This is a genomic window from Campylobacter sp. 2352 PW, from assembly GCF_024723575.1.
Classification (GTDB): Bacteria; Campylobacterota; Campylobacteria; order Campylobacterales; family Campylobacteraceae; genus Campylobacter_D.
On record NZ_JANQCX010000006.1, the window covers coordinates 57,201 to 80,370 of the forward strand.

Here is a 23,170-nt window from a genome sequence, read left to right on the forward strand (position 1 = left end):
AAAATCTACTTTCTTATAAGCCTACTGCACTTAAAGTTTGGTATTTATTCATATAAATTTGGGCTTCAATTTTTCTCATTGTATCAAGTGCTACTTGAACTACAATCAAAACAGAAGTTCCACCAAAATAAAAAGGCACACCAAACAACTTCACAATAAGCCATGGTAATGTAGCTACAAGCCCTAAATAAATAGAACCTGACAAGGTAAGTCTTGACGCTACTTCATTAAGATAATTTGCAGTTCCTTCACCTGGTCTAATACCTGGTATGAAACCACCTTGTCTTTTAAGATTTTCAGCTATATCTTTCGCATTAAATACAATTGATGCATAAAAATACGCAAAGAAAATAACAAGCAAGAATGTTAAAATATGAAAGAAAAATCCATTTGGATTTAAAAAGTCATAAATTTTTAACACATATTCATTTGTACTTGTTTGTAAAATAGTACTTGGAAACATCAAAATCGCACTTGCAAAAATAGGAGGAATAACACCACTTAAGTTGATCTTAATAGGTATATAGTTCATAATGCGTTTGTTTTGATTTTGCATGATTACTTTTCTTGAGTAAGAAATAGGAATTCTTCTTTCTCCAAGTTCTACTACTATAATAGCCCAAATAGTAAGTAAAATTACAACTAAAATGGCAATGATAGTCAAGAAATTCATCTCACCTGTATTTACCAAATTTACTGTTCCACTAATTGCACCTGGAATTGTAGAAACAATACCACCAAAGATAATTAAAGAAATACCATTTCCTATACCGCGTTGAGTGATTTGCTCACCTATCCACATCAAAAGCATGGTACCTGCAAGCATAGAAACAGCAGAAAGTGCGATAAAAGTATTCATATCAATCATAATGGCTGATTGACCTGCTTTTCCATGAAGACTTTGTAAGCCTATAGAAACGCCTATACTTTGTATCAAAGTGATAGCTATAGTAGCATAACGGATAATTTGCATATATTTTTGCATACCATCGCGTTCTTTTTTCATTTTTCCTATATTAGGAAAAGTTGCCGCTAAAAGCTCCATAATAATCGAAGCAGTAATATAAGGCATAATGCCTAGAGAGATGATGCTAAGTCTTTCAGCAGCACCCCCACTAAACATATTAAACAAGCCTAATGCATTAGATGCATTAGAATCAAAAAATTCCTTGATAACACTGACATTAACCCCCGGAACTGGAACATAAGCTAATATTCTATAAGCGAATAAAAAAGCCAATGTTATGAGAATTTTATTTGTCAATGTTTTATTCATTATTTTTGTCCGCTAAAAGTAATCTTCTCGTCTTTAATTTTACTAGCAAGATCTTTAGCGCTTGCTCCAATAAGCTTAACTTTATTTACATTTTTTGAAAGCTTATGAATGCTATTGATTGTTTCAAATGTAATTTCGCTAAGCTCTTTGATTGCTGTGATTTTTTCAACATTAATCACATAAGGTTTTTCAAATTTAGAAGTAAAGCCTACCTTTGGTAAACGTCTTTGAAGTGGTTGTTGACCCCCTTCAAAACCTCTTTTTTCATTATAACCTTTTCTAGCAGTTTGGCCTTTTCCACCTTTAGTAGAAGTTTTACCCATACCACTACCTTGACCACGGCCTATTCTTTTGGTTTTATGTGTTGAACCTGGTGCTTTTGTTAAATTCATTGATTATCCTTTAAGCATTGTAAGTGCTTTGATAGTAGCACGCACAACATTTGCTGAATTATTTGAACCTAAAGACTTAGTTAAAATGTCTTTAATACCTGCAAGTTCCACGATAGGACGTGTTGAACCACCTGCAATAACCCCTGTACCTTCGCTTGCTGGTTTAAGTAAAATTCTACTTGCGTTGTATTTTACTTCTACATCATGAGGGATAGTTGAACCTTTTGTTTTAACTTCAACAATGTTTTTAAAAGCATCATCAACTGCTTTTCTTATAGCATCTGGAACTTCTTTAGCTTTTCCATAGCCCACACCAACTAAACCTTTTCTATTTCCAACGATAACTAAAGCAGTAAATCTAAATCTTCTACCACCTTTAACAACCTTAGTAACCCTGCCGATATCGACGATTACTTCTTCAAATTCTTCTCTATTATATTTTTCCATCGATCTTCCTTTTGGGTTATAGTTTGATTCCGTTTTCTCTTAGTGCTTCAGCTAAAGCTGCAATCACACCATGGTATAAATAACCATTTCTATCAAACACTGCTTCTTCTATGTTTTTAGCTTTTAAAACTTTTGCAAATTCAGCTGCTATTTTTTTAGCGCCTTCTTTATTTGCTTTAACACCAATTTTTCTTCCATCTACTGCTGCTAAAGTTACTGCTTTAACATCATCGATAGCTTGGATATATAAAGTTCTGTTTGATTTGAAAACAGAAACTCTTGGAAGAGCTTGTGTTCCTGAAATTTTTGCTCTAATTCTTTTTTTTCTTTTAATTCTTAAAGATATTTTTCTTTTTAATACATTTGCTCTCATATTCTATCCTTACTTCTTAGATGTCTTACCAGCTTTGCGGATAATACGCTCATCTGAATATTTAACACCTTTTCCTTTGTAAGGCTCAGGTGGTCTAAATTCACGAATTTGAGCAGCAACTTGACCTACCACTTGTTTATCACTACCTTTGATAATAACATTGTTTTTATCAACAGTAATTTCTATGCCTTCTGGAATAGCATAGTTGATAGGATGAGAAAAACCTAAAGCAAGTTCAAGAACTTTACCTTTTAATGCAGCTTTATAACCAACACCGTTGATTTCTAAAGTTTTGCTAAAACCATCAGTTAAGCCGATGATGATGTTTTGAGCTAAAGCTCTATAAGTTCCCCAATAAGCTCTACTTTGTCTATCTTCACCTTTAGGAGAGAAAAGAATTTGTCCTTCTTTAATCTCAACATTAACATTTGCTTTTGTATCAAGCTCTTTTGCTAAATTTCCTTTTTTGAATTTTAGCAAGTTACCTTCTAATTTTACTTCTACTCCACTTGGAATAGCAACTGGTTGTTTACCTATACGAGACATTCATTTTTCCTTTTTACTTGTCTACGATATGACTACTTTATAAGAATGGATACCGAATACCATAAAAAGTAGAAACTCTTACCAAATAGTACATAAAACTTCGCCGCCAACGCCTGCTTTGTAAGCTTCGTCGTTAGCTAAAACACCTTTTGAAGTGCTTACTACGATAGTACCATAACCGTTTTTAAATCTTTTGATCTCATCTTTGCCTTTATAAACACGACGACCAGGTTTAGAAATACGCTTAACTTCGTTAATTACACTTTTACCTTTTTCATCGTATTTTAAAACTACATTGATGAATTTCTTTTTATCCTCTTCAATAACATTAAAGCTTTCAATATAGCCTTTAGCTTGGAAAATTCCAAGTAAAGCTTCGATAACTTTAGAATGCAAAAGTTGAGTAGTTTCTAATCTTCTCATCCCTGCATTTCTAATTCTTGTTAGTGAATCTGAAATTAAATCATTTATCATGGTTCTTTCCTCTTACCAACTTGCTTTTTTAAGACCAGGAATTAAACCTTCATTTGCCATTTTTCTTAAGCAAACTCTACAAATTCCAAAATCTCTATAAACTGAATGTGGTCTTCCACAAATTTGGCATCTAGTATACCCTCTAACGCTAAATTTAGGTTTGCGGGCAGCTTTTGCAATCATTGATTTTTTAGCCATATTACTTTCCTTTTGCAAATGGCACGCCAAATAATTCTAATAATTTTTGTGCCTCTTTATCTGATTTTGCTGTTGTAACGATAGAAATGTTCATACCATGAGTTCTTAAGATTTTATCATATTCAACTTCTGGGAACATTAACTGCTCATCTAAACCAAAGTTATAGTTTCCTCTTCCATCAAAACCATCTCTTGGAAGACCTCTAAAGTCTTTAACACGAGGAAGAGCTATAGTAATAAGCTTATCTAAGAAAGCATACATATTGTCTTTTCTTAATGTTACCATTACACCTACTGGGAAGCCTTCTCTCACTTTAAAACCAGCAACTGATTTTTTAGCTTTTGTGATAACTGCTTTTTGTCCAGCGATCAATGAAATAGTATCTGCAACATTTTGTAATACTTTTTGATCTTTTGCTAATTCCCCAGCACCTACGCTGATTACAACTTTTTCAATAAAAGGAATAAGCATAGGATTTTTGATATCAAATTCTTTTACTAAAGCAGGTTTGATATTTTGAGTATATTTTTCTTTTAATCTCATCATCTTATTCTCCTGCCTTTGCTACATTTGAAATATCCATTGGCATTTCTTTATTGATAAAACCGCCGTTTGGATTTTTATCACTTGGCTTAACAGCTTTTTTAGCGATTTTGCAACCCTCAACAATTACTTTATTTGTTTTAGGAAATACTGCTAAAACTTTACCTGTTTTGCCTTTGTCATCGCCTGCGATAACTTTTACCATATCATTCTTTTTAATTTTTAATTTCATTACAACACCTCCGGTGCTAGTGAAACAATTTTCATAAAGCCACCATATCTTACTTCACGACCTACTGGTCCAAAAATACGCGTTCCGATAGGCTCTCTTTTAGCATCAAGAATAACTGCCGCATTTTCATCAAAACGAATTAAAGAACCATTATCTCTATGAATTTCTTTTTTAGTTCTAACGATAACTGCTTTTACTACTTGACCTTTTTTAACTTTACCATTTGGTAGAGCTTTTTTTACAGATGCAACGATTACATCACCAACAGTAGCGTATCTTCTTTTACTACCACCTAAAACCTTAATACACATTAATTCTTTTGCACCGCTATTATCAGCAACTGCAAGCCTAGTAAAACTTTGAATCATTACTCAACTCCTGCTGATACTATAGTTTTTAAGCGAAATGATTTTCTCTTAGAAAGTGGTCTACATTCAATAGCAACTACAGTATTTCCCACTTTAAGTTCATTTCTTTCATCATGAATTAAATATTTTTTAAAGCGTTTTACGATTTTTCTGTATTTTGGGTGAACCACTTTTCTTTCAACCAAAATTGTTGCTGTTTTATCTCCAGCAATTTGAACAACAACGCCTTGAATTTCTCTTTTAAATGCCATTTTCTATCCTTATTTTAAAGCGCTAATTGCAGTATTGATTCTAGCGATGTCTTTTTTAACTTCGCTAATCTCTTTAGGATTAGTTAGCTGCATTGTTTTTAGCTTTTGTCTTAAAGTAAATAAAAGCACCTTTTTTTCTTTTAGCATTGTTGCAAGCTCACCTGCTGTTTTATCTTTAATCTCAATATATTTCATTTTGGCTCTCTCTTGTAACAAACTTAGTTTTAAATGGCAACTTGTGCATCGCTAAAGTTAAAGCTTGTCTTGCCATTTCTTCATTAACCCCTGCCATTTCATAAATGATACGACCTGGTTTAATGTTCATTACCCATTCCTCAACTGCACCTTTACCTTTACCCATACGAGTTTCTAAAGGTTTTTTAGTTAGAGGTTTATCTGGGAAAACTCTAATCCAAGTTTTACCTTGTCTTTTTACAAAACGAGTTAAAGCAATACGAGCTGCTTCGATTTGACGTGAATTAATACGGCCAGCTTCAGTTGCTTTTAGGGCAAAATCACCAAAAGTAAATTCAGTCCCTCTGTTGGCATAACCTCTGTTACGCCCTTTCATCATTTTACGATATTTTGTTCTTTTTGGCATTAACATGATTATTTACCTCTTCTTGCTCTTCTAGTTTTTTTAGCTGGAGCGTTTTCTTCGGTTTTTTCAGGTTGAACACCCTTTTGTAAAACTTCACCTTTGAAGATCCATACTTTAATACCTATGTTTCCATAAGTAGTATGTGCTTCTGCAAAACCATAATCGATTTTTGCTCTTAAAGTGTGAAGTGGAACACGACCTTCTAAGTACCATTCAGTTCTTGCCATTTCAGCACCACCTAAACGGCCTGAAACTGAAACTTTAATCCCTTTAGCACCTGCTTTTTGCGCTCCTTGAATTACTTTTTTCATTGCTCTTCTAAAAGCAATTCTTTTTTCAAGTTGAGTAGCAACACTTTCAGCTGCAAGCTGAGCTGAAGCACCTGCTTTTCTTTCTTCTTTGATATTGATATTAACTTCTTTTTTGATTAAATCTTGAAGTTCTTTTCTTAAAATATCAACATCACTACCTTTTTTACCAATAATAATCCCTGGTCTTGCAGCTACAACAGTTACTCTTAATTTTTTCGCTGTTCTTTCTACAAGAATTTGGCTAATTCCTGCATAATAAAGTTTTCTTTTTAAGAAAGTTCTGATTTTATAATCTTCACCAATATTTTCTGCTAAATTAGCTTTTGTAGGAAACCATCTTGATTCCCAATTTCTATTAATTCCTAGTCTTAAACCAATCGGATTTACTTTTTGTCCCATATTAGCTTTCCTTTTTCACTGATGCTTTTTTAGCTTTTGTAGTTTTTTCAGCACTTGCTTCTACTTTACTAACTTCTACCAAAATGTGTGAAGTTGGCTTTCTAATACGACTAGCACTTCCTCTAGCTCTTGGTCTAAATCTTTTTAAAACCGCACCAGCATCAACACGACAACTTGAAACAACAACTTCATTTGCTTCAAATCCGCCATTTGCTACAGCACTTGAAATAGCATTTGCTATAAATTTAGCACCTTTGTTTGGCATAAATTTCAAACTAGCTAATGCAAGCTCTGCATTCATACCTTGAACTTCTCTAGCAATCAATCTCGCTTTAGTTGGAGATAATCTTATGAATTTAATTAACGCTCTACTCATAAATCTCCCTTACTTACCTATTTTTTTCTGAACAGAGCCTTTGTGACCCTTGAATGTTCTAGTAGGTGCAAATTCACCTAATTTGTAACCGATATGATTTTCAGTAACATATACTGGGATAAAGCTTTTTCCATTATGAACATTAAAAGTTAAACCTATCATATCAGGTATAATAGTGCTGCGTCTAGACCAAGTTTTAATTGGCTTACCATCGTTAGCTTTTTTAGCAGCGATGACTTTTTTCATTACATGGTCATCAACAAAAGGACCTTTTTTTAGTGACCTAGCCATCTTACTTTCCTTTTCTTCTTGAAATTATTAGCTTATCGCTAGCTTTTTTACGGCGAGTTTTAGCACCTTTAGTTGGTTTACCCCATGGAGTAACTGGATGACGGCCTGAATTTTTCTTACCTTCACCCCCACCGTGCGGGTGATCAACTGGGTTCATCGCAGAACCTCTTGTTTGAGGACGAATACCTCTATGGCGATTTCTACCAGCTTTACCGATAGTCACATTTGACCATTCTTCATTACCAACTTCACCGATACTTGCCATACATTCAGCTAAAACTTGTCTCATTTCACCACTTGCAAGTCTTAAGATAACGTATTTTTCTTCTTTACCCATTAATTGAGCATAAGCACCTGCTGAACGGATCATTTGACCGCCTTTGCCTGGTTTTAACTCGATATTGTGTACGATAGTACCCACTGGGATATTTCTTAATTTCATTGCATTACCTGGTTTAATGTCAAGTCCGCTTTCAGCAGCACAAACAACATCGCCAACACTTAAACCTTTTGGTTGTAAGATGTATCTTTTTTCACCATCTCTATAAGAGATTAATGCAATACGACAATTTCTGTATGGATCGTACTCGATTGCTTCAACTTTACCTTCAATACCAAATTTTCTTCTTTTAAAATCTATAATTCTGTAAAGTTTTTTAGCACCTGCTTCTTTATGACGGCTTGTGATTCTACCATTATTGTTACGACCTGCATGAGCTGGAAGTTTTACAAGTAATGAACGCACACTAGCTTTTGCTGTGATATCATCAGAGCTTACACCTGTGATGTATCTTCTACTTGGAGTATATGGTTTATAAGTTTTAATTGCCATCTTATGCCTCCGAACTTTCTAAGCTCACACCCTCTGGTAGCTTAACATAGAATTTTTTAAAGCTATTTCTTTGACCTTCACGACCTCTAAAACGCTTTACTTTTCCATCCATTTTTAAAGAATTAATTCTTACTGGAGTTACACCAAAATATTCTCTTAAAACTTCTTTTAGACCATTTTTAGTCATTTTTGGAGAAGTTTGAATAACTACAACACCTTGCTCTTGAAGGTTTAAGCTTTTTTCAGTGTAAAGTATTGTTTTTATATCAGTAATATCTGCCATTTTAACCCTCTTTTACGATAGATTCAAGCGCTGCTTTTTCAATGATAACAGCATTAAATACAGATACTAAATAAGCATTTACTTCGCTAATATCAACTACATAGCAATTTGCTAAGTTTCTAAAAGCAAGAAGTGTTTTTTCATCTAGTAAATCTTTTACAATTAAAGCATCTTTTAAACCAAGCTTTTTAATAACTGCATTTGCATCTTTTGTTTTACCGCTTTCAATGCTTAAACTATCTACTGAGAATAATGCATTGTTTTGTGCTTTATCAGCCAATGCTCTTTCAAGCGCTAAGCGTTTTTGTTTTTTATTAACTTTTTGGAAATAGTTACGATTGTTTGTAGGACCAAATGCTACAGCACCACCAACCCAAACATTCGTTCTTGTTGAACCTGCTCTTGCACCACCACGACCTTTTTGTCTCCATGGTTTTTTACCACCACCGCTTACATCGCTTCTACCTTTAGTATGAGCTGTGTTTGCTCTAAGGCTAGCAAGATAAGATTTTACATATAAATAAAGGTTGTGAGGATTAACTTCTGCATATTTTGCTGGAAGATCGAGTTCACTAGCTTTTTCAAATTTATCATTTAAAACAGTTACTTTACTCATTTTGCAATCCTTATTTTACCCATAGCACCATTAAATCCTGGTACCGCACCTTTTACTACTAAGATGCCATTTTCTTCATCAAATGAAACTACTTCATTTTTAACAGTAACTTTTACATTACCATAATGACCTGCCATTTTCATACCTGGTTGAACACGACCTGGCCATTCGCGGTTACCGATTGATCCGTGACGTCTGTGGAATCTTGAACCGTGACTTGCAGGACCTCCGGCAAATCCGTGTCTTTTAACAACCCCACTATAACCTCTACCTTTAGAATTAAAGCTTACTTTTAAGATAGAAGCTTCTTTTAAAGGATTAAGATCAATATCGCCTGCTTCTGTGTTTGCTACTTCTAAAGAAGCAAATCTATTATATTCAGCTGAAAGATTGTATTTTTTTTGCTGACCTGCAATGCATTTATTATTTGCTTTGCCTTTTACATAAGCAACCAAAGCTTTTCCATTTTCTACTTCACATACTTTAGTTTGAACAAGTTTAAGTAAGGTTACAGGAATGCTTGGTGTGCTGATTGTTCTACTCATACCAATTTTTTCTACAATGTATTCCATATTCTATCCTTATTTACCCATAGCTCTTACTTCAACATTGACTTCTGGAGCCAAGTCAAGCTTAGTGAGTGAATCTACTGTATCTGGAGTAGCTGCTACAATATCAAGCATACGAGCATGAATTCTCATCTCAAATTGTTCGCGTGAATCTTTATTGATGTGTGGAGATTTCAAAACTGTGTATCTTTTGATTTTTGTAGGCATTGGCACTGGACCTCTGATGTCAGCACCTGTTCTTTTAACAGCTTCTACAATTGCTGCAACTGTGCGATCTAGAACTCTGTGGTCATAAGCTTTTAGCTTAAGCCTGATTCTTTCCATATTTTTTCCTTTGTAAAGAACTCGTTAGACCCATAAGAATCTAACCACCATATAAAATGATGTTGAGATTATATAAAAACATACTTTGCTATGTCAAGAAATTTATATATTTTTTTTAATTATTTTCCTTTTCAAAAGGATAAAAATTAAATTTTATAAAATTTATCAGATTTTTTATGCATTAAGAAAATCTAAGAAAAGATATAGTATGATTTCAAAATCTAAAGGGGCATTAGCTCAGCTGGGAGAGCACAACGCTGGCAGCGTTGGGGTCAGCGGTTCGAACCCGCTATGCTCCACCATTTAGTATAAAGAAATTTATGAAATCACTACAATTTTTTTACGATAATTACCCAAAATTTCAAAAATTTGATGAAAGAAAAATTCAAATCCAAACCCATAAAAACATCATTATAAAAGGTGGTTTTGCAAGTGGTAAGAAAAATTTGATCTTAAATTTTTTATCTTTGTATAAAGCAGAAAATATACTTTTTATTGATTGTGATGATTTAAAATTTCAAGCAAGTGCTTTAATAAATTTAAATTCATTTTTAACTTATAATCCGCAAATTAAATTTTTAGCACTTTGTAACTTTACTCATGATTTTGACTTTGCTAGTTTAAAACATCTTAATTTGCAAATCATAATAAGCGTTTGTGATAGTAATTTTTGCTTAGATCAGTTTGAAGAACTTCATTTAGATTATTTAGACTTTGAAGAATTTTTAAGCTTAAATAAAAAATATGCTGATACCAAAACCATGGTAAGTTATTTTTTACACACAGGGCGCAATGTGATTTTAAATCACAATTTTAACACAAACTCATCATACTTAAAAAGCTTTTATACCCCATTAGAACTTACTATACTCAAACAAATTGCCTTAGAACTTGGGAGTGAATTTAGCGTTAATGAGTTATTAAAAACTCTAAAAAACAGTATAAAAATTTCCAAAGATACCTTATATAAAAGCATAGAAAAACTAGAATCAAACTACACTTTGTATTTTGTAAAAAATCTTGAAAAGAATTTAAAAAAAGTATATTTTTGGGACTTTTCACTAAAAAATTCTCTAAGCATACAAAAAGACTTTAGTACTTTGTTTGAAAATTTAATTTTAAGTGAGTTGTTTAAATTTAAACAAGAAATTTTTTATACTAAGCATTTTGATTTTTACTTACCAAGTCTTAAAAATGCATTTTTATGCTCACCCTTTAAAGATAAAGATTTACTTAGCTTAAAAGTCAAAAAAATCCTTAGTAAAAATCAACTTGCACTTTCGACTATTTATATCATCACGCTTTCACAAAGAGATGAGTTTTTCGTTGAGGGGGTGCGCGTGATGATTTTACCTTTTGATGAGTGGGCCTTGGGTAATTAATCTAACTCATCAAGCTTATATTGCTCGATGATAGATAAAATAAGCTTAGTGTAATTACTTTTAATCTCTGAATATTTTTCTAAATGACTTGCCGCTTCTTTACCATCAAGTTTTTCATTTTGATTTATAGCATCCCACCGCCAAGCTCTAAATTCCTTATAAGCATCGTGGCGATTTAAATTAAGCAAGTACGAATCCACACTTTCTTGCAAGCTATCAAATATACGAATTTTGTGAGTTTTACCCTCGCCTCTTTCCTTTGGCACTAAACCTTTTTCACCCCAAGTCCATTCTCCAAATAAATTATTTGCCTCTTTAGCAAAACGACTTGTACCAGTTGCACTTTCAATAATAGCTTGAGCTATAGCTAAAGACTTTGGAACCTTTTGGACACGCATTTGGTATTCTTTGTGATCATATAAATTTTTAACACGGTATTTTTCCTTCAAAGACCATAGTTTTTGCACAGAATTAGTATTTAGCTTTCTAAAATTATTCTTTATAGCTTCTTTAAAGAAAAATTCTATAAATTCTTTTTCCTTTTCTATCTCTTTAAAAGAAATATCCAATAAAGCATTGATTTTTTTGATAAAAACCTCACGCTTTTCTTTTATACTTAAAGCATAATATTGCTCATCAAAACCTGCTATAAATTCAGCTTTTAAAAATAAAACACTACTAAGCAAAATTATAATCAGCTTCAAAACAGCACTTTACCTTTCCTCTAAAAAATATTTGATCTTCTTCTAATCTAAAATACAAACTTTCATTACTTTTTGGCTTTACCAAAATATCATCTTTTACCTCTTGATTTAAATACGCTAGATAAAAACAAGCCCCCATACCCGTACCACAAGCTAAAGTCTCATCTTCTACCCCGCGTTCATAAGTTCTAACTCTTATAAATTCATCATCTTCTACTTTAGCAAAGTTAACATTTGCATTGTATCTTTTACGCACTTCTTTGCATAAATTTACATCAAATTCGTTTAAATCATCAACAAAGGTTACTATATGCGGAACACCAGTATTACAGCCTTGCCAAATTCTACCTTTATACTCGAAAGCTTCTTTAATATCCTTTACCCCGCTAAGTTTGATTTCAACTATATCATCATCAACAAAAGATTTTATAAGTCCTGCACCGGTTAAGAAATTTAAATATTGAGATTTTTTCAAATAATGATGAGCAAAATGAGCTGCTGCGCGTGAGCCATTACCACACATACTTGCCTTGCTCCCATCACAATTATAAAATTCCCATTCAAAATCATATCTATCATGAGGCACAACTACTATAAGCCCATCAGCGCCTATGCCTTCATAACGATTACAAAGAATTTTAGCTAATTCGCTACGATCTTTTTTTTCACTATCTGCAAACACCACAAAATCATTCCCGCTAGCACAGTACTTGTAAAATTTCATTTTTCAACCTTTAAAGTGTGTTTTAAAAAATTTAGCACATTTTTCTCAAAATTTTCATAACTTGAGGTATTTTTTATCACAAAATCTGCTTTTTTTAGTTTTTCTTCTATATCAAGTTGTAAATTAATTCTTTTTAAGGCTTCGTTTTTATCTAAATTATCTCTTTGTATTAGTCTTTGAAGTAGAAGTTCTTTTGGCGTATAAATTAATATACTTTTTCCTAAATTTTGATAGTGATTATTTTCAAAAAATAAAGGCAGTTCTATAAAAAAAGCCTTGTTTTTTTTATCTAAAATTTGAGCTTTTTGTAAAATAACTTCTTTGATTTTAGGATGTAAAAAATCTTCTAGCTTTTTTTTAGCATTTAAGTCATTAAATACAATAGTTCCGAGTTTTTTTCTATCTATTTTTCCTGCTATGATTAAATCATCATTATCAAAAAGCTTAGCTATGGAATTTGCATTTTCATTTAAAAGCTCATGAGCTATCACATCTGCGCTTAAAGTATCAAAACCCAAATTTTGAACTATTTTTATAAAGCTTGACTTTCCACCTGCTATACTTGAAGTTACAAAATAAGCATTTTGCATAATTTAGCCTTAAAACATTTTTAGTTAAAATACCTTTTAAATTCTTAAAGGAAGATAAATGAATATAAGCTATGAAGATGCGGGCGTAAGTATAGACAATGGCAATGCTTTTGTAGAAGCAATCAAGCCTTTAGTAAAAGAAACTTTTAATGAAAATGTTTTAGGTGGCATAGGCTCTTTTTCGGGTGCTTTTGCTATGCCAAGTGGTTTTAAAAATCCTGTTATGTTAGCAGCAACTGATGGAGTGGGTACGAAGTTGCGCCTTGCTATTGATAGTCAAAAATTTGACACCATAGGTGAGGACTTAGTAGCAATGTGTGTGAATGATTTAATTTGCAATTTTGCTACACCTTTGTTTTTTTTAGACTATTATGCAACTGCAAAATTAGATGTAGAAGTAGCTAAAAAAGTCGTAGCAGGGATTGCTAATGGTTGTAAAAAAGCAAATTGTGCCTTAATAGGCGGAGAAACCGCTGAAATGCCTGGAATGTATCATAGCAATGATTTTGACTTAGCAGGTTTTTCAGTGGGTATGGCCGAAAAAGATGAAATCGATAGAAGAAATTTTGTAAAAAATGGAGATATTTTACTAGCCCTACCTAGTAGCGGGCTTCATTCTAATGGATATTCTTTAGCTAGAAAAGTACTATTTGAAGCACAAAAGCTTAAGTTTGATGATAAAATAGAGGGTAAAAATTTAATCGATATTTTACTTGAACCTACAAGAATTTATGTAAAAGACTTTTTAAAATTAAAACCTTTCATTAATGCACTAGCTCATATAACAGGTGGTGGATTGGTGGAAAATTTACCTAGAGTTTTCCCAAGAGGAATAGGTGCTATCATTAGAAAACATCATCTAAAAACTCCTGAAATTTTTTACCAAATAGGCCAAAGTGTAGAAGAGGCTGAAATGTATAGAAGCTTTAATATGGGTGTGGGTTTAGTTATGGTGGTAGATCCATCTAATGTAGGAAAAGTTTTAGAAAGCTCAGATGCTTATGTAATAGGCGAAGTTGTATTAAATGAAGGGGTTGTTTTAGAGTGATAGCTTAAAAGCCATCACTCTAAATTTATGCAAAATACCAAGCTATTAGGATATTTAAAGCCATTCCTACAAGCAACATAGGAGTAGATCTTTTAACAATGGCTATAGGATCTAATTTTGCAAAGCCTGCTAAGGCTAAAATTCCACCCGATATTGGCGAGGCAGCACGCCCCAAACAAGAAGCAATCTCAAGTGGCAAAGCTAGTGAGATAGGATTAATCCCTAGTTTTTGAGCAATATCTGGAGCAAGTCTTCCAAAAGCATTAAAAGCAGCAATCCCACTACCCATAATCACACTTGCAAAATACACAATAAAGCTTAAAACTATAATAGTAAGCAACACAGCAGAAGCTCCCATAGAAGAAACTGCTAAGGCTAAATGTTCTATACCTTTTAACGCTTTAATACCTTCTGCAAAAATAGAAGCTGCAATGATAATACAAACAACACTTACAAAAATTTCTGCCATAGCTTTTAGTATCACCATCAAATCATCTGCAAGTTTTTTTGCATCTTTATGTCTAACATACTCTAAAATAAAAACCAAACTTATACTTAAAAAATTGGCGCTCACCACATCTAGCTTCACTTTATATCCATATAAATTTGCAAAATAAGCACCAAATAAAAACACTATAGGAAGCCAAGGTAAGAAAATATAAAATAAAGGACAATTTGGGTTTTTTATTTCCATGTGTTCGATATTATCCACAACGCCTTTTGCTAAGTCTTTTTTATCCATATAACTATAATAAAACGGAATAAGCAAAGCTATCACAACAACATAAGCTATAACAGGATAAATTTGGTATTCAAAAAACATAGCAACAACATTTTCAATGCCTACCATATCTGCTAAATTTATAGAATTGCCATCTTTAGGACCATAATCAAGTGCAATTAATGATAAAACTGATACAGCAGTGATAGGACGAATTCCTATGGCGATTAAAACAGGATAAATCGAAGCAAGCAACAAAAGTAACAATCCTGTGTAACTTGAAATAACTATTTTTAAAGCCATACCCACTACAAAAGTTCCACTTAAAACTAGGTATTTATTTTTAATCTTGCCTAGTGGTTTATTTGCTACAAAAGCTAACTTTGCCGAAGCATTAATGTGCTTCATATAAGCTGCAAAACCTGCAACAGACATTATAATAAGCCCCACACCAGCTAAATTTGTCTTAAAAGTTTGAGTTACAAAACCAAAGACATCAAAAACAGGATTTCCCAAACTTTGTTTTAGCACAGACTCACCAGTTGCTAAAGAAATGATGATTAAGATAATAATACCCGAGAGAAAAAAAGTAAAGATAGGATTGTATTTTTTAAGAATAAAATAGGCTACTAAAAATACACAAAATAAAGTAGCCACGACAGAAAGAAAAACCTCCATAAAACCTCCTAATTTTTGTATTTAGTCTATTTTACGGGGTTTTTCTTAAAAAAACTTGATTATTTTACAGGGTGAAGTTCGTTTGCATAGAAGCTTACTGAGTTCATACCTTCTTTAATAGCCCATTCATAAGCTTTTGCTACAAATTCCCAGTTAATGTGCGCGTAGAATTTTTCTAAATACGCAGGGCGTGCATTGCGGTGATCTACATAGTAAGCATGCTCCCATACATCAACTACTAAAAGCGGAACTTTACCTTCAGTGATAGGTGTAGCAGCATTGCTTGTAGCTACTAGTTCTAATTTTTGATTTTGAGTGTTATAAACTAACCAAAACCAACCAGAACCAAATACCCCTGTAGCTCCTTTGATAAATTCTTCTTTTAAATTTTCCATAGAGCCAAAGTCTTTTTCAACTGCTGCTTTAAACTCATCACTCAAAGAACAGCCACAGCCGCAGCATGTTTTTGGCTTAATGCAATCAAAATAAAAGTCATGATTATACACTTGAGCAGCGTTGTTAAAAACTCCACCATTTGAGTTTTGTATGATATAAACTAAATCTTTTCCTGCAAATTCAGTATCTTTGATAAGATTGTTTAGGTTATTTACATAAGTTTGGTGGTGTTTGCCATGATGAAATGCAAAAGTTTCTGCACTTAAAAAGTCTCCAAAAGCGTCTGCTTCATAAGGTAGTTTTCTTAATTCAAACATATTGTTCTCCTTTTTTAAATTTATGGATATTCTAACATAGTTAAATTAAAAAAGACTAAATGAGTCTTTATTTTTCAAAAAGTATTACTTTGCCTTGCTCTAAGCTTTTTGCTACATCGATAATGCGTTGATTTTTACTACCTTTAAATTTTAAAGATAAGTCTTTTTGCTCTAAAATAAACTTCCCATCTACCAAAATATCAGCTAAGATAAGTAATTCTTTTTTTGATTTTTCTTGCAACAACTCTTCATAAGTAAAGCCTGTATATATAATAAGATCAAGCCCTAAAGCCTTAATGTGTTTTGCTAGAATGCTTAAATTTTTTGCTTGCATAAAAGGCTCTCCACCACTAAAAGTAACACCTTGAAGCAAAGGATTTTTACAAATCTCATTATACAAACTCGCTAAATCTTGCAAATATCCTTTGTTAAAATCGTGCGTTTGTGGGTTATGACAACCTTTGCAATGATGAGGGCAACCTTGAGTAAAAATCACATAACGCAAACCATAGCCATCGACTATGGATTCTTTTATAACACCAGCTAATCTAAGAAAAATCGTGTTTAATTCTTGCATGAACTTCAGCTTTTTTAGCGTCATTAAAACGATCAAGCGTTCCTACTAAATAGCCTGTGATTCTTCTTATGCGTTCAAATTTAATATCATCTTCTTTTCTATGGCACTTTGGACAAAACTCATCTATCACACCACTATAACCACACACTGGATCCCTATCTAGCGGGAAATTAATCGAGCCATAGCCTATATTGCTTTCTTTCATACATTTTATAATGCGTTCAAAACTTTCTAAATTCTTACTCACATCGCCATTTAATTCTACATAAGTAATATGCCCGCCATTATTTAGCTCATGATATGGGGCTTCTATTTGAATTTTTTCATATATGCTAATAGGAAAATCTACAGGAACATGAAAAGAATTGGTATAAAAATCTTTATCGGTTATGCCTTTTAAAATGCCGTATTTTTTTTGATCTAGTTTTAAAAATCTTCCACTTAAGCCTTCAGCCGGGGTAGCTATGAGTGAAAAATTAAGCTTATCTTTGAGTGCTTTTTCATCGACAAATTCACGCATAAAACGCACGATTTGTAAGCCAAGCTCCCTTGCTTCTTGGCTTTGTCCATGATGAGAACCTATCAAAGCTATTAAACTCTCACAAAGTCCTATATAACCTATAGCCAAAGTCCCATGTGCGATAACTTTTTCTACGCTATCATTTTCTTTTAAAGTATCTGAATCTATCCAAATTCCCTCGCCCATTAAAAATGGGAAATTTTTAACCTTTTTTAGACTTTGAATTTTATATCTATGAAGTAATTGCTCATACACAAGTTCTAATTTTTCTTTTAAAAGTGAATAAAAAAGCTCTAAATTTCCTTTGGCTTCTATGGCTAAACGCACAAGATTTATACTGGTAAAGCTTAAATTTCCCCTGCCACTTGTGATTTCTTTGCTCTCATCATAAACATTTGCCATAACCCTAGTTCTACAACCCATATAAGCTACTTCACTATTATAATCGCCCTTTTTATAGTATTTTGCGTTAAAACTTGCATCTAAAAAGCTAAAATTTGGAAAAAGTCTTTTAGAAGCACATTCTATAGCAAGTTTAAAAAGCTTGTAGTTTGGGTCTTTTTCATTATAATTAATTCCTTCTTTTACTTTAAAAATTTGCACAGGGAAAATTGGTGTTTCGCCATTTCCTAAGCCTTTCATCGTGGCTTTTAGTAAATTTTCTATTGCCATTTGCCCTTCAAAAGATGTATCGGTACCATAATTTAGCGTGCTAAAAGGTACTTGGGCTCCTGCTCTTGAGTTCATAGTATTAAGATTATGCACTAAAGCCTCCATAGCTTGAAAAGTCGCATCTTGGGTTTGCTTTAATGCTCTTTTATAAGCATAAGCATTTGCTTGTTTTAAAAAATTCTCATCACTATTTAAATCAAGCCTTAAAAGCTCTTTGAAGCATTCTTTTTCGCTAAAAGCTTGAAAATTAGCATTTTTAAAGCATTGCTCATCTAAACTTTGTTCTAGTTTTATTTCAAAAAAAGCAATTAGGAACTTTTTATACTCTTTTTGAAAAGTCTTTGCCACACCTTTTGCCATAGCAAAATCAAAATTGGGTATAGACTGGCCTCCATGCATTTCATTTTGATTAGCCTGCAAGGCAATGCAAGCTAAAGAAGCGTAAGATCTGATATCATTTGGCTCACGCAAGCTTCCATGTCCTGTGCTAAAGCCATTTTCAAAAAGCTTTAATAAGTCTATTTGACAGCAAGTTTGTGTTAGCATATAAAAGTCTTTATCGTGTATGTGTATATCGCCGTTTTTGTGTGCATTTGCGATATGTTTTGGCAAAATACACTCATCTACATAGTATTTTGCACCTTCTGAGCCATATTTTAACATCATACCCATAGCGCTATCTGAATTAATATTTGCATTTTCTCTTTTTAAGTCAGCTTCTTTAGAATCTTTAAAAGTTAAATCATCATATAAACTTAGCAAATCATAGCTACCATTGCGAATTTGTGCTCTTTTTTGGCGATATAAAATATAAGATTTTGCGGTATTGACTAAGGCATTTTTGATTAAAACTTCTTCAACTTTATCTTGAATTTGTTCTACTTGTATGTGTTTTTCATCCAGTAAAGCTACAACCTCATCGCAAAGTTTATCTAAAAAATCATTATTTAATTTTTCATCTGTGGAATTTATATTGGCTTTGAAAATAGCATTTTTGATTTTAAAAATATCAAATGCAACTTGGCTTTTATCTCTTTTTATAATAAATTTTATTCTCATGGAAATTTTCCTAAAAAATAATCTCTAAGCACTATAAAATAGCACTTTTAAAAGATAAGTTTAGTACAAAAACTTGATGAAAAACTTAAAGAAATAAAAGAAAAATTCACACAAAAAATGTGTGAATTTGATTATTTTAACTCCACACCTTTTACAGCATAAAGTTTATCAATACCACGATTTCCAAACATTTTATCAGTATTACAATCTCTTTGGATATTCCACTCATCTAGCTCGTGGTGAAAATTTTTACAATTATGGAAAAGATAGGCCATGGTAATTACATTTTGTACATCCCAGCTTGCCACATTATGCTCATACGCATGGCAGTTTTCAAAACAATGTGCCATTCTGATTACATTAGAGGTTTTCCAGTGCAATAAAGAATGATTAAATTTAACACAATTAAAAAACATATAAGACATATCTTTTAAATTTTGTGTATTCCACTTTGATAAGTCTTTGTTGAAATTTTTGCAGTTAAAAAACATACTTGCCATATTTTTGACATTTGAAACATCCCAGCGTGATAAGTCTGCATTAAAACTTTCACAACAATAAAACATATAAGACATATCTTTGGCCTTAGATACATCCCAACGCTCAATACCCAAAAAATCTTTTCTAGTAGAACAATAAAAAACGAATGAAAAATCTTCTATCAAAGAAACATCAATATCTCTTAGAGAAATTCTTTCATTGTGCACCAAATTCATCAACTCGTTTTTGTTTTTAACTTTATACATTTTGCCCCTCCTTTTTGTATATTTTAAAAAACAAGTGTGAAGTCAATATAAATTTAATGAAATTAAACAAAAGGTTTAGAATATTAATAATTATTAATTTAAAATTAACTTAATATAAATATATATTTACAAAATAATAAATAATTATAAATAAATAGATGAATTTTGATAAAAAATGAAAAAAATAATACTGTGGAGAAAAATATAGAGTGGTGACCCATACGAGACTCGAACTCGTGTTACCGCCGTGAAAGGGCGATGTCCTAACCGCTAGACGAATGGGCCAATTTGCAGTTTGAAGACAAAATTATAGCAATTTTTACTTAATAATTATTTAAGACATCAAAAAATGCCTTAAATATCTATTTCTATCCCTACAGGAGCATGGTCTGAACCAAAAATATCATCTCTTATAAAGGAATTTTTAAGCTTATCCTTTAAGCCATTAGAAATGAAAAAATAATCAATCCTCCAGCCTACATTTCTTTCTCTTGCTTTCATTCTATAACTCCACCACGAATACTTTTCTTTAATATCACCATTTATATGCCTAAAAGTATCTATAAAGCCTAATTTTAATAAATCATCTATCCAAGCACGCTCAATCGGTAAAAAGCCTGAAGTTTTTTCATTAGCTTTTGGATGAGTTAAATCTATCTCACGGTGAGCAGTATTTACATCTCCACATATTATGATTTCTTTACCTTCTTTTAAAAGCTTATCTAAATACACTAAAAAATCATTATAAAATTTCATTTTAAAGTTTAAACGCTCTTCATCTTTTTGACCATTTGGAAAGTAAATATTAAACAAAACTACATTTTTGAAACTATGTTCTAAAACCCTACCCTCATCATCATCAAAAAATTCACATTTTTTGACTTCACTATCAAAATTACACAAACTCATTACACCTGAATACCCTGCTCTTTTAGCACTATTTGAATACATATGTTTAAAAGGATACTCATAAATTCTTTTTGGAAATTTATCCTCGTGTGCTTTGATTTCTTGAAAACCTATAAAATCGATTTCTTCTTTTTCAATCCAATCAAGTGCGTTTTTATCACAAATTGCCCTTAGGCCATTTACATTCCATGATAATAATTTCATAAAATACCTTTACCAATCTTCTTTTGTTGCTATTTTATATGTGATTTATTAATTTTATTCAAATAGACTAAGTTTTTATTTTATTCCAAAGGAAAAAAATGCACCTAAAACTTTCATGGACAAAATTTACCCTGCTTAATACGATTTTTATCATGGCGTTTAATTTCCCGTTGTTTGAGTTTGTATATGAAAAGATAGATCAAAACACTATGCTTTTTAGTGTGTTTTTTGGAATTTATTTTTTCTTGGTTTTGGGCGTTTTATCTTTGGTATATTTTCCCTATATCACCAAAATTTTAAGCATATTTTTACTTAGTACTTGTGCTATTTGTAGTTATTTTGTTAGCAATTATGGGGTTTTAATCGATGATCATATGATACAAAATGTCGTTGAAACAGACAATAGGGAATTTTTTTCTTATTTTAATTTTTCCTTTGCTTTGTATATTTTAGTCTTTGTGATTTTTCCTAGTTTGCTTGTGATTTTTACTAAGATTGATTATCAAAGATATTTTTTCAAAAAAAGTGTATTATTTTTGACTTCTTTGGTATTTTGCTTTGCTTTAGTAGCTCTTAGTTCAAAAACACTTTTGCCTTTTTTAAGATCACACAATATCGTTAGAATGTACAATCTACCTTTTTATCCAATATACTCAAGCATAGAATTTACAAAGAAAAAACTAGCAGGTAAAAAAGAACTAACTATCATTTCAAATGATGCAAGTTTAAAAGATACCAATACAACTAAGCTTATGATTTTAGTCATAGGTGAAACTGCTAGAGCGAGTAATTATTCTTTAGGTGGATACAGCACAAATGATACTAATTTTTATACCAAAAATGAACCAAATTTAGTATATTTTAGCGATGTAAGCTCATGTGGAACGGCTACTGCAAGAAGTTTACCTTGTATGTTTTCAAGACACAAAAGAGTAAATTTTGAAGATGGATTATACGAAGAAAATGTTTTAGATATCTTGCAAAAGGTTGGAGTACAAAGTGTTTGGTTTGGTAATAACTCAGGGGGCTGTAAAGGAAATTGCGATCGTATAAAACACAAACTCATTGCAAAAGATTATGATGAGAGCTTACTTGAACTTGTAAAGCAAGAACTTGAAAATATAAATTCAAATAAAATCATCGTTGTACATTTACAAGGCTCACATGGGCCAACTTATTATAAACGCTATCCAAATGCATTTAAAAAATTTATGCCAACATGTGATACAAACGAGCTAAATACCTGCTCACACGAACAAATCATCAACACCTATGATAATACTTTACTTTATACAGACTTTATTATAAAAAGCCTTATAGATATGCTTAAGCAAAATCCTACCAAAGAAGCTTCTTTGCTTTATTTATCAGATCATGGGGAGAGTTTGGGTGAAAATGGAATTTATCTTCATGGTATGCCTTATTTAATAGCACCAAAAGATCAAAAGCATATACCGATGATATTTTGGAGTAAAGATAGGAAATTAAGCCAAGATTTACAAAGCAAAAAAGACTATAAACTTTCTCAAGATAATCTTTTTTCAAGTTTGCTAGGGTATTTTGGTGTAAATAGCAAAGAATATGAGGCAAATTATGATATATTTAGCAAAAATTTAAAGGAAAATCCTTAATGAAGCCAAAATATTCTTTATTTAAAAATGCAAGCTATGCCTTTAGCGGAATTAAATTTTTACTCCAAGATGAAATGGCTTTTAGGATAGAATTTGCCATTATTTTACCTTTGATTTTTGCAAGCTTATTTTTGCCTGTGAGTTTTTTAGAGCATTTTGTGCTTGTATTTGTTTTGGTACTAATTTTAATCATAGAAGCGCTAAATTCTGCTATAGAAGCTTGCGTGGATCTTTGTACGAGCGAATTTCACAACTTAGCTAAAAAAGCAAAAGATTGTGCGAGCGCTGGTGTGTTTTTTAGCGTGGTTTTAGCTATAATTACCTGGAGTTTTATTCTTTTTGATTTGGTTAGAGAATGGATGATAAAGTAAAAATACTATGTGCAAAAATATTTGGTAAAAAACGCTTTGAAATTTTAGAATTTTTAGCCCTTCATGCTGATGATGATGGTTTTGTCTTTGCAAGCATAGAAGAGCTTTCTAAACAACTAAACATCAGCAAACCTACCATCATTTCTACTTTTAAATTTTTAGAAGAAAAAGCTTTGCTTGAAAAGCTCAAAAACGGCTTATATAAACTCAAATAGGAG

General features: G+C 32.0%; 35 protein-coding genes and 2 tRNA genes. 6 read left to right on the forward strand and 31 right to left on the reverse strand.

Annotated features, from left to right (window positions below; all coding sequences use genetic code 11):
• Positions 1-13: 13 nt before the first annotated feature.
• From secY to rpsJ, 21 genes are all read right to left on the reverse strand, one after another.
• Positions 14-1,276, reverse strand: coding sequence for a preprotein translocase subunit SecY (secY, locus tag CAMP5121_RS04635; RefSeq protein ID WP_039667833.1), 1,263 nt, complete (start codon positions 1,274-1,276; stop codon positions 14-16).
• Positions 1,276-1,668: a 50S ribosomal protein L15 gene (rplO, locus tag CAMP5121_RS04640; protein ID WP_039617163.1), complete on the reverse strand. Its 393-nt coding sequence runs from the start codon at positions 1,666-1,668 to the stop codon at positions 1,276-1,278. The genes secY and rplO overlap by 1 nt, the downstream gene beginning before the upstream one ends.
• Before the next feature lie 3 nt (positions 1,669-1,671).
• The gene (gene rpsE, locus CAMP5121_RS04645) at positions 1,672-2,115 is read right to left on the reverse strand and encodes a 30S ribosomal protein S5 (protein ID WP_039617161.1); all 444 of its coding nucleotides are present in this window, start codon (positions 2,113-2,115) and stop codon (positions 1,672-1,674) included.
• Positions 2,116-2,131: 16 nt separating this feature from the next.
• Positions 2,132-2,488: a 50S ribosomal protein L18 gene (gene rplR, locus CAMP5121_RS04650; protein ID WP_039617157.1), complete on the reverse strand. Its 357-nt coding sequence runs from the start codon at positions 2,486-2,488 to the stop codon at positions 2,132-2,134.
• A 9-nt stretch (positions 2,489-2,497) separates the two neighbouring features.
• The gene (gene rplF / locus CAMP5121_RS04655) at positions 2,498-3,034 is read right to left on the reverse strand and encodes a 50S ribosomal protein L6 (RefSeq protein WP_039617154.1); all 537 of its coding nucleotides are present in this window, start codon (positions 3,032-3,034) and stop codon (positions 2,498-2,500) included.
• 78 nt (positions 3,035-3,112) lie between these two features.
• Complete coding sequence (rpsH, locus tag CAMP5121_RS04660; RefSeq protein ID WP_039617152.1) at positions 3,113-3,508, reverse strand: 30S ribosomal protein S8; 396 nt, start codon at positions 3,506-3,508, stop codon at positions 3,113-3,115.
• A 12-nt stretch (positions 3,509-3,520) separates the two neighbouring features.
• The gene (locus CAMP5121_RS04665; RefSeq protein ID WP_012660824.1) at positions 3,521-3,706 is read right to left on the reverse strand and encodes a type Z 30S ribosomal protein S14; all 186 of its coding nucleotides are present in this window, start codon (positions 3,704-3,706) and stop codon (positions 3,521-3,523) included.
• 1 nt (position 3,707) lies between these two features.
• Positions 3,708-4,253: a 50S ribosomal protein L5 gene (rplE, locus tag CAMP5121_RS04670; RefSeq protein ID WP_012660823.1), complete on the reverse strand. Its 546-nt coding sequence runs from the start codon at positions 4,251-4,253 to the stop codon at positions 3,708-3,710.
• 1 nt (position 4,254) lies between these two features.
• On the reverse strand, positions 4,255-4,482 hold the full coding sequence (gene rplX, locus CAMP5121_RS04675; protein ID WP_012660822.1) for a 50S ribosomal protein L24: 228 nt from the start codon (positions 4,480-4,482) through the stop codon (positions 4,255-4,257).
• The gene (gene rplN, locus CAMP5121_RS04680; protein WP_012660821.1) at positions 4,482-4,850 is read right to left on the reverse strand and encodes a 50S ribosomal protein L14; all 369 of its coding nucleotides are present in this window, start codon (positions 4,848-4,850) and stop codon (positions 4,482-4,484) included. The genes rplX and rplN overlap by 1 nt, the downstream gene beginning before the upstream one ends.
• Positions 4,850-5,101 (reverse strand): 30S ribosomal protein S17, encoded by a 252-nt coding sequence (gene rpsQ / locus CAMP5121_RS04685; RefSeq protein WP_039617148.1) that lies wholly within the window; start codon positions 5,099-5,101, stop codon positions 4,850-4,852. Before rpsQ ends, rplN begins: the two co-directional genes overlap by 1 nt.
• 9 nt (positions 5,102-5,110) lie before the next feature.
• Positions 5,111-5,296 carry a 50S ribosomal protein L29 gene (gene rpmC / locus CAMP5121_RS04690; protein ID WP_337214926.1) on the reverse strand — a complete coding sequence of 62 codons (186 nt, stop codon included), beginning with the start codon at positions 5,294-5,296 and terminating at the stop codon, positions 5,111-5,113.
• On the reverse strand, positions 5,283-5,708 hold the full coding sequence (gene rplP, locus CAMP5121_RS04695; RefSeq protein WP_012660818.1) for a 50S ribosomal protein L16: 426 nt from the start codon (positions 5,706-5,708) through the stop codon (positions 5,283-5,285). The genes rpmC and rplP overlap by 14 nt, the downstream gene beginning before the upstream one ends.
• A 2-nt stretch (positions 5,709-5,710) precedes the next feature.
• The gene (gene rpsC, locus CAMP5121_RS04700) at positions 5,711-6,412 is read right to left on the reverse strand and encodes a 30S ribosomal protein S3 (RefSeq protein WP_039617145.1); all 702 of its coding nucleotides are present in this window, start codon (positions 6,410-6,412) and stop codon (positions 5,711-5,713) included.
• Between the two features lies 1 nt (position 6,413).
• Positions 6,414-6,788 (reverse strand): 50S ribosomal protein L22, encoded by a 375-nt coding sequence (rplV, locus tag CAMP5121_RS04705; RefSeq protein WP_039617143.1) that lies wholly within the window; start codon positions 6,786-6,788, stop codon positions 6,414-6,416.
• A gap of 9 nt (positions 6,789-6,797) precedes the next feature.
• A complete protein-coding gene (gene rpsS / locus CAMP5121_RS04710; protein ID WP_039617142.1) occupies positions 6,798-7,079 on the reverse strand; it encodes a 30S ribosomal protein S19 in 282 nt (93 codons plus the stop codon).
• 1 nt (position 7,080) lies between these two features.
• Positions 7,081-7,911 carry a 50S ribosomal protein L2 gene (gene rplB, locus CAMP5121_RS04715; RefSeq protein WP_039617141.1) on the reverse strand — a complete coding sequence of 277 codons (831 nt, stop codon included), beginning with the start codon at positions 7,909-7,911 and terminating at the stop codon, positions 7,081-7,083.
• 1 nt (position 7,912) lies between these two features.
• Positions 7,913-8,194, reverse strand: coding sequence for a 50S ribosomal protein L23 (locus CAMP5121_RS04720; protein WP_039617139.1), 282 nt, complete (start codon positions 8,192-8,194; stop codon positions 7,913-7,915).
• A gap of 1 nt (position 8,195) precedes the next feature.
• On the reverse strand, positions 8,196-8,810 hold the full coding sequence (gene rplD / locus CAMP5121_RS04725; RefSeq protein ID WP_039617137.1) for a 50S ribosomal protein L4: 615 nt from the start codon (positions 8,808-8,810) through the stop codon (positions 8,196-8,198).
• The gene (gene rplC, locus CAMP5121_RS04730) at positions 8,807-9,382 is read right to left on the reverse strand and encodes a 50S ribosomal protein L3 (RefSeq protein ID WP_012660811.1); all 576 of its coding nucleotides are present in this window, start codon (positions 9,380-9,382) and stop codon (positions 8,807-8,809) included. The genes rplD and rplC overlap by 4 nt, the downstream gene beginning before the upstream one ends.
• 9 nt (positions 9,383-9,391) lie before the next feature.
• A complete protein-coding gene (rpsJ, locus tag CAMP5121_RS04735; protein WP_012660810.1) occupies positions 9,392-9,703 on the reverse strand; it encodes a 30S ribosomal protein S10 in 312 nt (103 codons plus the stop codon).
• A 226-nt stretch (positions 9,704-9,929) separates the two neighbouring features.
• Here rpsJ and CAMP5121_RS04740 point away from each other — a divergent pair.
• Positions 9,930-10,005: transfer RNA gene (locus tag CAMP5121_RS04740), tRNA-Ala, on the forward strand.
• Between the two features lie 18 nt (positions 10,006-10,023).
• Entirely contained in the window at positions 10,024-11,085 is a 1,062-nt protein-coding gene (locus tag CAMP5121_RS04745) for an ATP-binding protein (RefSeq protein ID WP_337214927.1), read from the forward strand.
• Here CAMP5121_RS04745 and CAMP5121_RS04750 read toward each other — a convergent pair.
• The 3 genes from CAMP5121_RS04750 to coaE are packed head-to-tail and all read right to left on the reverse strand — an operon-like array spanning position 11,082 to position 13,103.
• Entirely contained in the window at positions 11,082-11,789 is a 708-nt protein-coding gene (locus CAMP5121_RS04750; RefSeq protein WP_337214928.1) for a glucosaminidase domain-containing protein, read from the reverse strand. The genes CAMP5121_RS04745 and CAMP5121_RS04750 overlap by 4 nt on opposite strands.
• Positions 11,764-12,513: a diaminopimelate epimerase gene (dapF, locus tag CAMP5121_RS04755; RefSeq protein ID WP_263663716.1), complete on the reverse strand. Its 750-nt coding sequence runs from the start codon at positions 12,511-12,513 to the stop codon at positions 11,764-11,766. The genes CAMP5121_RS04750 and dapF overlap by 26 nt, the downstream gene beginning before the upstream one ends.
• Positions 12,510-13,103, reverse strand: a complete 594-nt coding sequence (gene coaE / locus CAMP5121_RS04760; protein WP_337214929.1) for a dephospho-CoA kinase — start codon at positions 13,101-13,103, stop codon at positions 12,510-12,512. The genes dapF and coaE overlap by 4 nt, the downstream gene beginning before the upstream one ends.
• Positions 13,104-13,161: 58 nt before the next feature.
• Between coaE and purM the strand changes: the two genes are divergently transcribed.
• Complete coding sequence (gene purM, locus CAMP5121_RS04765; protein ID WP_070255708.1) at positions 13,162-14,151, forward strand: phosphoribosylformylglycinamidine cyclo-ligase; 990 nt, start codon at positions 13,162-13,164, stop codon at positions 14,149-14,151.
• Positions 14,152-14,176: 25 nt separating this feature from the next.
• On the opposite strand, the gene dcuC is transcribed toward purM, so the two are convergent.
• The 7 genes from dcuC to CAMP5121_RS04800 all read right to left on the reverse strand — a co-directional run bounded on the left by dcuC (position 14,177) and on the right by CAMP5121_RS04800 (position 20,950).
• Positions 14,177-15,550 (reverse strand): C4-dicarboxylate transporter DcuC, encoded by a 1,374-nt coding sequence (gene dcuC, locus CAMP5121_RS04770; RefSeq protein WP_263663713.1) that lies wholly within the window; start codon positions 15,548-15,550, stop codon positions 14,177-14,179.
• Between the two features lie 59 nt (positions 15,551-15,609).
• On the reverse strand, positions 15,610-16,263 hold the full coding sequence (gene sodB / locus CAMP5121_RS04775; protein ID WP_263663712.1) for a superoxide dismutase [Fe]: 654 nt from the start codon (positions 16,261-16,263) through the stop codon (positions 15,610-15,612).
• A gap of 67 nt (positions 16,264-16,330) precedes the next feature.
• Positions 16,331-16,840, reverse strand: a complete 510-nt coding sequence (gene nrdG, locus CAMP5121_RS04780) for an anaerobic ribonucleoside-triphosphate reductase activating protein (RefSeq protein WP_337214930.1) — start codon at positions 16,838-16,840, stop codon at positions 16,331-16,333.
• Positions 16,812-19,091 carry an anaerobic ribonucleoside triphosphate reductase gene (locus CAMP5121_RS04785; protein ID WP_337214931.1) on the reverse strand — a complete coding sequence of 760 codons (2,280 nt, stop codon included), beginning with the start codon at positions 19,089-19,091 and terminating at the stop codon, positions 16,812-16,814. Before CAMP5121_RS04785 ends, nrdG begins: the two co-directional genes overlap by 29 nt.
• 131 nt (positions 19,092-19,222) lie before the next feature.
• Entirely contained in the window at positions 19,223-19,837 is a 615-nt protein-coding gene (locus tag CAMP5121_RS04790; RefSeq protein ID WP_337214932.1) for a BspA family leucine-rich repeat surface protein, read from the reverse strand.
• A 210-nt stretch (positions 19,838-20,047) separates the two neighbouring features.
• A tRNA-Glu gene (locus tag CAMP5121_RS04795) sits at positions 20,048-20,122 on the reverse strand.
• Between the two features lie 69 nt (positions 20,123-20,191).
• Entirely contained in the window at positions 20,192-20,950 is a 759-nt protein-coding gene (locus tag CAMP5121_RS04800) for an exodeoxyribonuclease III (protein WP_337214933.1), read from the reverse strand.
• A gap of 98 nt (positions 20,951-21,048) precedes the next feature.
• Between CAMP5121_RS04800 and CAMP5121_RS04805 the strand changes: the two genes are divergently transcribed.
• Genes CAMP5121_RS04805 through CAMP5121_RS04815 form a run of 3 tightly spaced genes read left to right on the forward strand, consistent with a single transcriptional unit; the run spans position 21,049 to position 23,167 of the window.
• On the forward strand, positions 21,049-22,581 hold the full coding sequence (locus CAMP5121_RS04805; RefSeq protein WP_337214934.1) for a phosphoethanolamine transferase: 1,533 nt from the start codon (positions 21,049-21,051) through the stop codon (positions 22,579-22,581).
• The gene (locus CAMP5121_RS04810; protein ID WP_337214935.1) at positions 22,581-22,952 is read left to right on the forward strand and encodes a diacylglycerol kinase; all 372 of its coding nucleotides are present in this window, start codon (positions 22,581-22,583) and stop codon (positions 22,950-22,952) included. The genes CAMP5121_RS04805 and CAMP5121_RS04810 overlap by 1 nt, the downstream gene beginning before the upstream one ends.
• On the forward strand, positions 22,937-23,167 hold the full coding sequence (locus CAMP5121_RS04815; protein ID WP_337214936.1) for a helix-turn-helix domain-containing protein: 231 nt from the start codon (positions 22,937-22,939) through the stop codon (positions 23,165-23,167). The genes CAMP5121_RS04810 and CAMP5121_RS04815 overlap by 16 nt, the downstream gene beginning before the upstream one ends.
• The last annotated feature ends 3 nt before the right edge of the window (positions 23,168-23,170 follow it).

Coding starts and splice junctions, on each gene's coding strand:
- rplV (WP_039617143.1), bottom strand. CDS start 6,788: ATGAGTAGAGCGTTAATTAAATTCATAAGATTATCTCCAACTAAAGCG.
- rplD (WP_039617137.1), bottom strand. CDS start 8,810: ATGAGTAAAGTAACTGTTTTAAATGATAAATTTGAAAAAGCTAGTGAA.
- coaE (WP_337214929.1), bottom strand. CDS start 13,103: ATGCAAAATGCTTATTTTGTAACTTCAAGTATAGCAGGTGGAAAGTCA.
- rplF (WP_039617154.1), bottom strand. CDS start 3,034: ATGTCTCGTATAGGTAAACAACCAGTTGCTATTCCAAGTGGAGTAGAA.
- CAMP5121_RS04790 (WP_337214932.1), bottom strand. CDS start 19,837: ATGTATAAAGTTAAAAACAAAAACGAGTTGATGAATTTGGTGCACAAT.
- rplX (WP_012660822.1), bottom strand. CDS start 4,482: ATGAAATTAAAAATTAAAAAGAATGATATGGTAAAAGTTATCGCAGGC.
- secY (WP_039667833.1), bottom strand. CDS start 1,276: ATGAATAAAACATTGACAAATAAAATTCTCATAACATTGGCTTTTTTA.
- CAMP5121_RS04745 (WP_337214927.1), top strand. CDS start 10,024: ATGAAATCACTACAATTTTTTTACGATAATTACCCAAAATTTCAAAAA.
- CAMP5121_RS04810 (WP_337214935.1), top strand. CDS start 22,581: ATGAAGCCAAAATATTCTTTATTTAAAAATGCAAGCTATGCCTTTAGC.
- CAMP5121_RS04720 (WP_039617139.1), bottom strand. CDS start 8,194: ATGGCAGATATTACTGATATAAAAACAATACTTTACACTGAAAAAAGC.
- rplB (WP_039617141.1), bottom strand. CDS start 7,911: ATGGCAATTAAAACTTATAAACCATATACTCCAAGTAGAAGATACATC.
- rplE (WP_012660823.1), bottom strand. CDS start 4,253: ATGATGAGATTAAAAGAAAAATATACTCAAAATATCAAACCTGCTTTA.
- dcuC (WP_263663713.1), bottom strand. CDS start 15,550: ATGGAGGTTTTTCTTTCTGTCGTGGCTACTTTATTTTGTGTATTTTTA.
- rpsE (WP_039617161.1), bottom strand. CDS start 2,115: ATGGAAAAATATAATAGAGAAGAATTTGAAGAAGTAATCGTCGATATC.
- rpsC (WP_039617145.1), bottom strand. CDS start 6,412: ATGGGACAAAAAGTAAATCCGATTGGTTTAAGACTAGGAATTAATAGA.
- CAMP5121_RS04785 (WP_337214931.1), bottom strand. CDS start 19,091: ATGAGAATAAAATTTATTATAAAAAGAGATAAAAGCCAAGTTGCATTT.
- rpmC (WP_337214926.1), bottom strand. CDS start 5,296: ATGAAATATATTGAGATTAAAGATAAAACAGCAGGTGAGCTTGCAACA.
- CAMP5121_RS04815 (WP_337214936.1), top strand. CDS start 22,937: ATGGATGATAAAGTAAAAATACTATGTGCAAAAATATTTGGTAAAAAA.
- rplR (WP_039617157.1), bottom strand. CDS start 2,488: ATGAGAGCAAATGTATTAAAAAGAAAAATATCTTTAAGAATTAAAAGA.
- purM (WP_070255708.1), top strand. CDS start 13,162: ATGAATATAAGCTATGAAGATGCGGGCGTAAGTATAGACAATGGCAAT.
- CAMP5121_RS04665 (WP_012660824.1), bottom strand. CDS start 3,706: ATGGCTAAAAAATCAATGATTGCAAAAGCTGCCCGCAAACCTAAATTT.
- rplC (WP_012660811.1), bottom strand. CDS start 9,382: ATGGAATACATTGTAGAAAAAATTGGTATGAGTAGAACAATCAGCACA.
- CAMP5121_RS04805 (WP_337214934.1), top strand. CDS start 21,049: ATGCACCTAAAACTTTCATGGACAAAATTTACCCTGCTTAATACGATT.
- rpsS (WP_039617142.1), bottom strand. CDS start 7,079: ATGGCTAGGTCACTAAAAAAAGGTCCTTTTGTTGATGACCATGTAATG.
- rplP (WP_012660818.1), bottom strand. CDS start 5,708: ATGTTAATGCCAAAAAGAACAAAATATCGTAAAATGATGAAAGGGCGT.
- sodB (WP_263663712.1), bottom strand. CDS start 16,263: ATGTTTGAATTAAGAAAACTACCTTATGAAGCAGACGCTTTTGGAGAC.
- rpsJ (WP_012660810.1), bottom strand. CDS start 9,703: ATGGAAAGAATCAGGCTTAAGCTAAAAGCTTATGACCACAGAGTTCTA.
- rplO (WP_039617163.1), bottom strand. CDS start 1,668: ATGAATTTAACAAAAGCACCAGGTTCAACACATAAAACCAAAAGAATA.
- dapF (WP_263663716.1), bottom strand. CDS start 12,513: ATGAAATTTTACAAGTACTGTGCTAGCGGGAATGATTTTGTGGTGTTT.
- nrdG (WP_337214930.1), bottom strand. CDS start 16,840: ATGCAAGAATTAAACACGATTTTTCTTAGATTAGCTGGTGTTATAAAA.
- rpsQ (WP_039617148.1), bottom strand. CDS start 5,101: ATGGCATTTAAAAGAGAAATTCAAGGCGTTGTTGTTCAAATTGCTGGA.
- CAMP5121_RS04800 (WP_337214933.1), bottom strand. CDS start 20,950: ATGAAATTATTATCATGGAATGTAAATGGCCTAAGGGCAATTTGTGAT.
- rplN (WP_012660821.1), bottom strand. CDS start 4,850: ATGATTCAAAGTTTTACTAGGCTTGCAGTTGCTGATAATAGCGGTGCA.
- rpsH (WP_039617152.1), bottom strand. CDS start 3,508: ATGATAAATGATTTAATTTCAGATTCACTAACAAGAATTAGAAATGCA.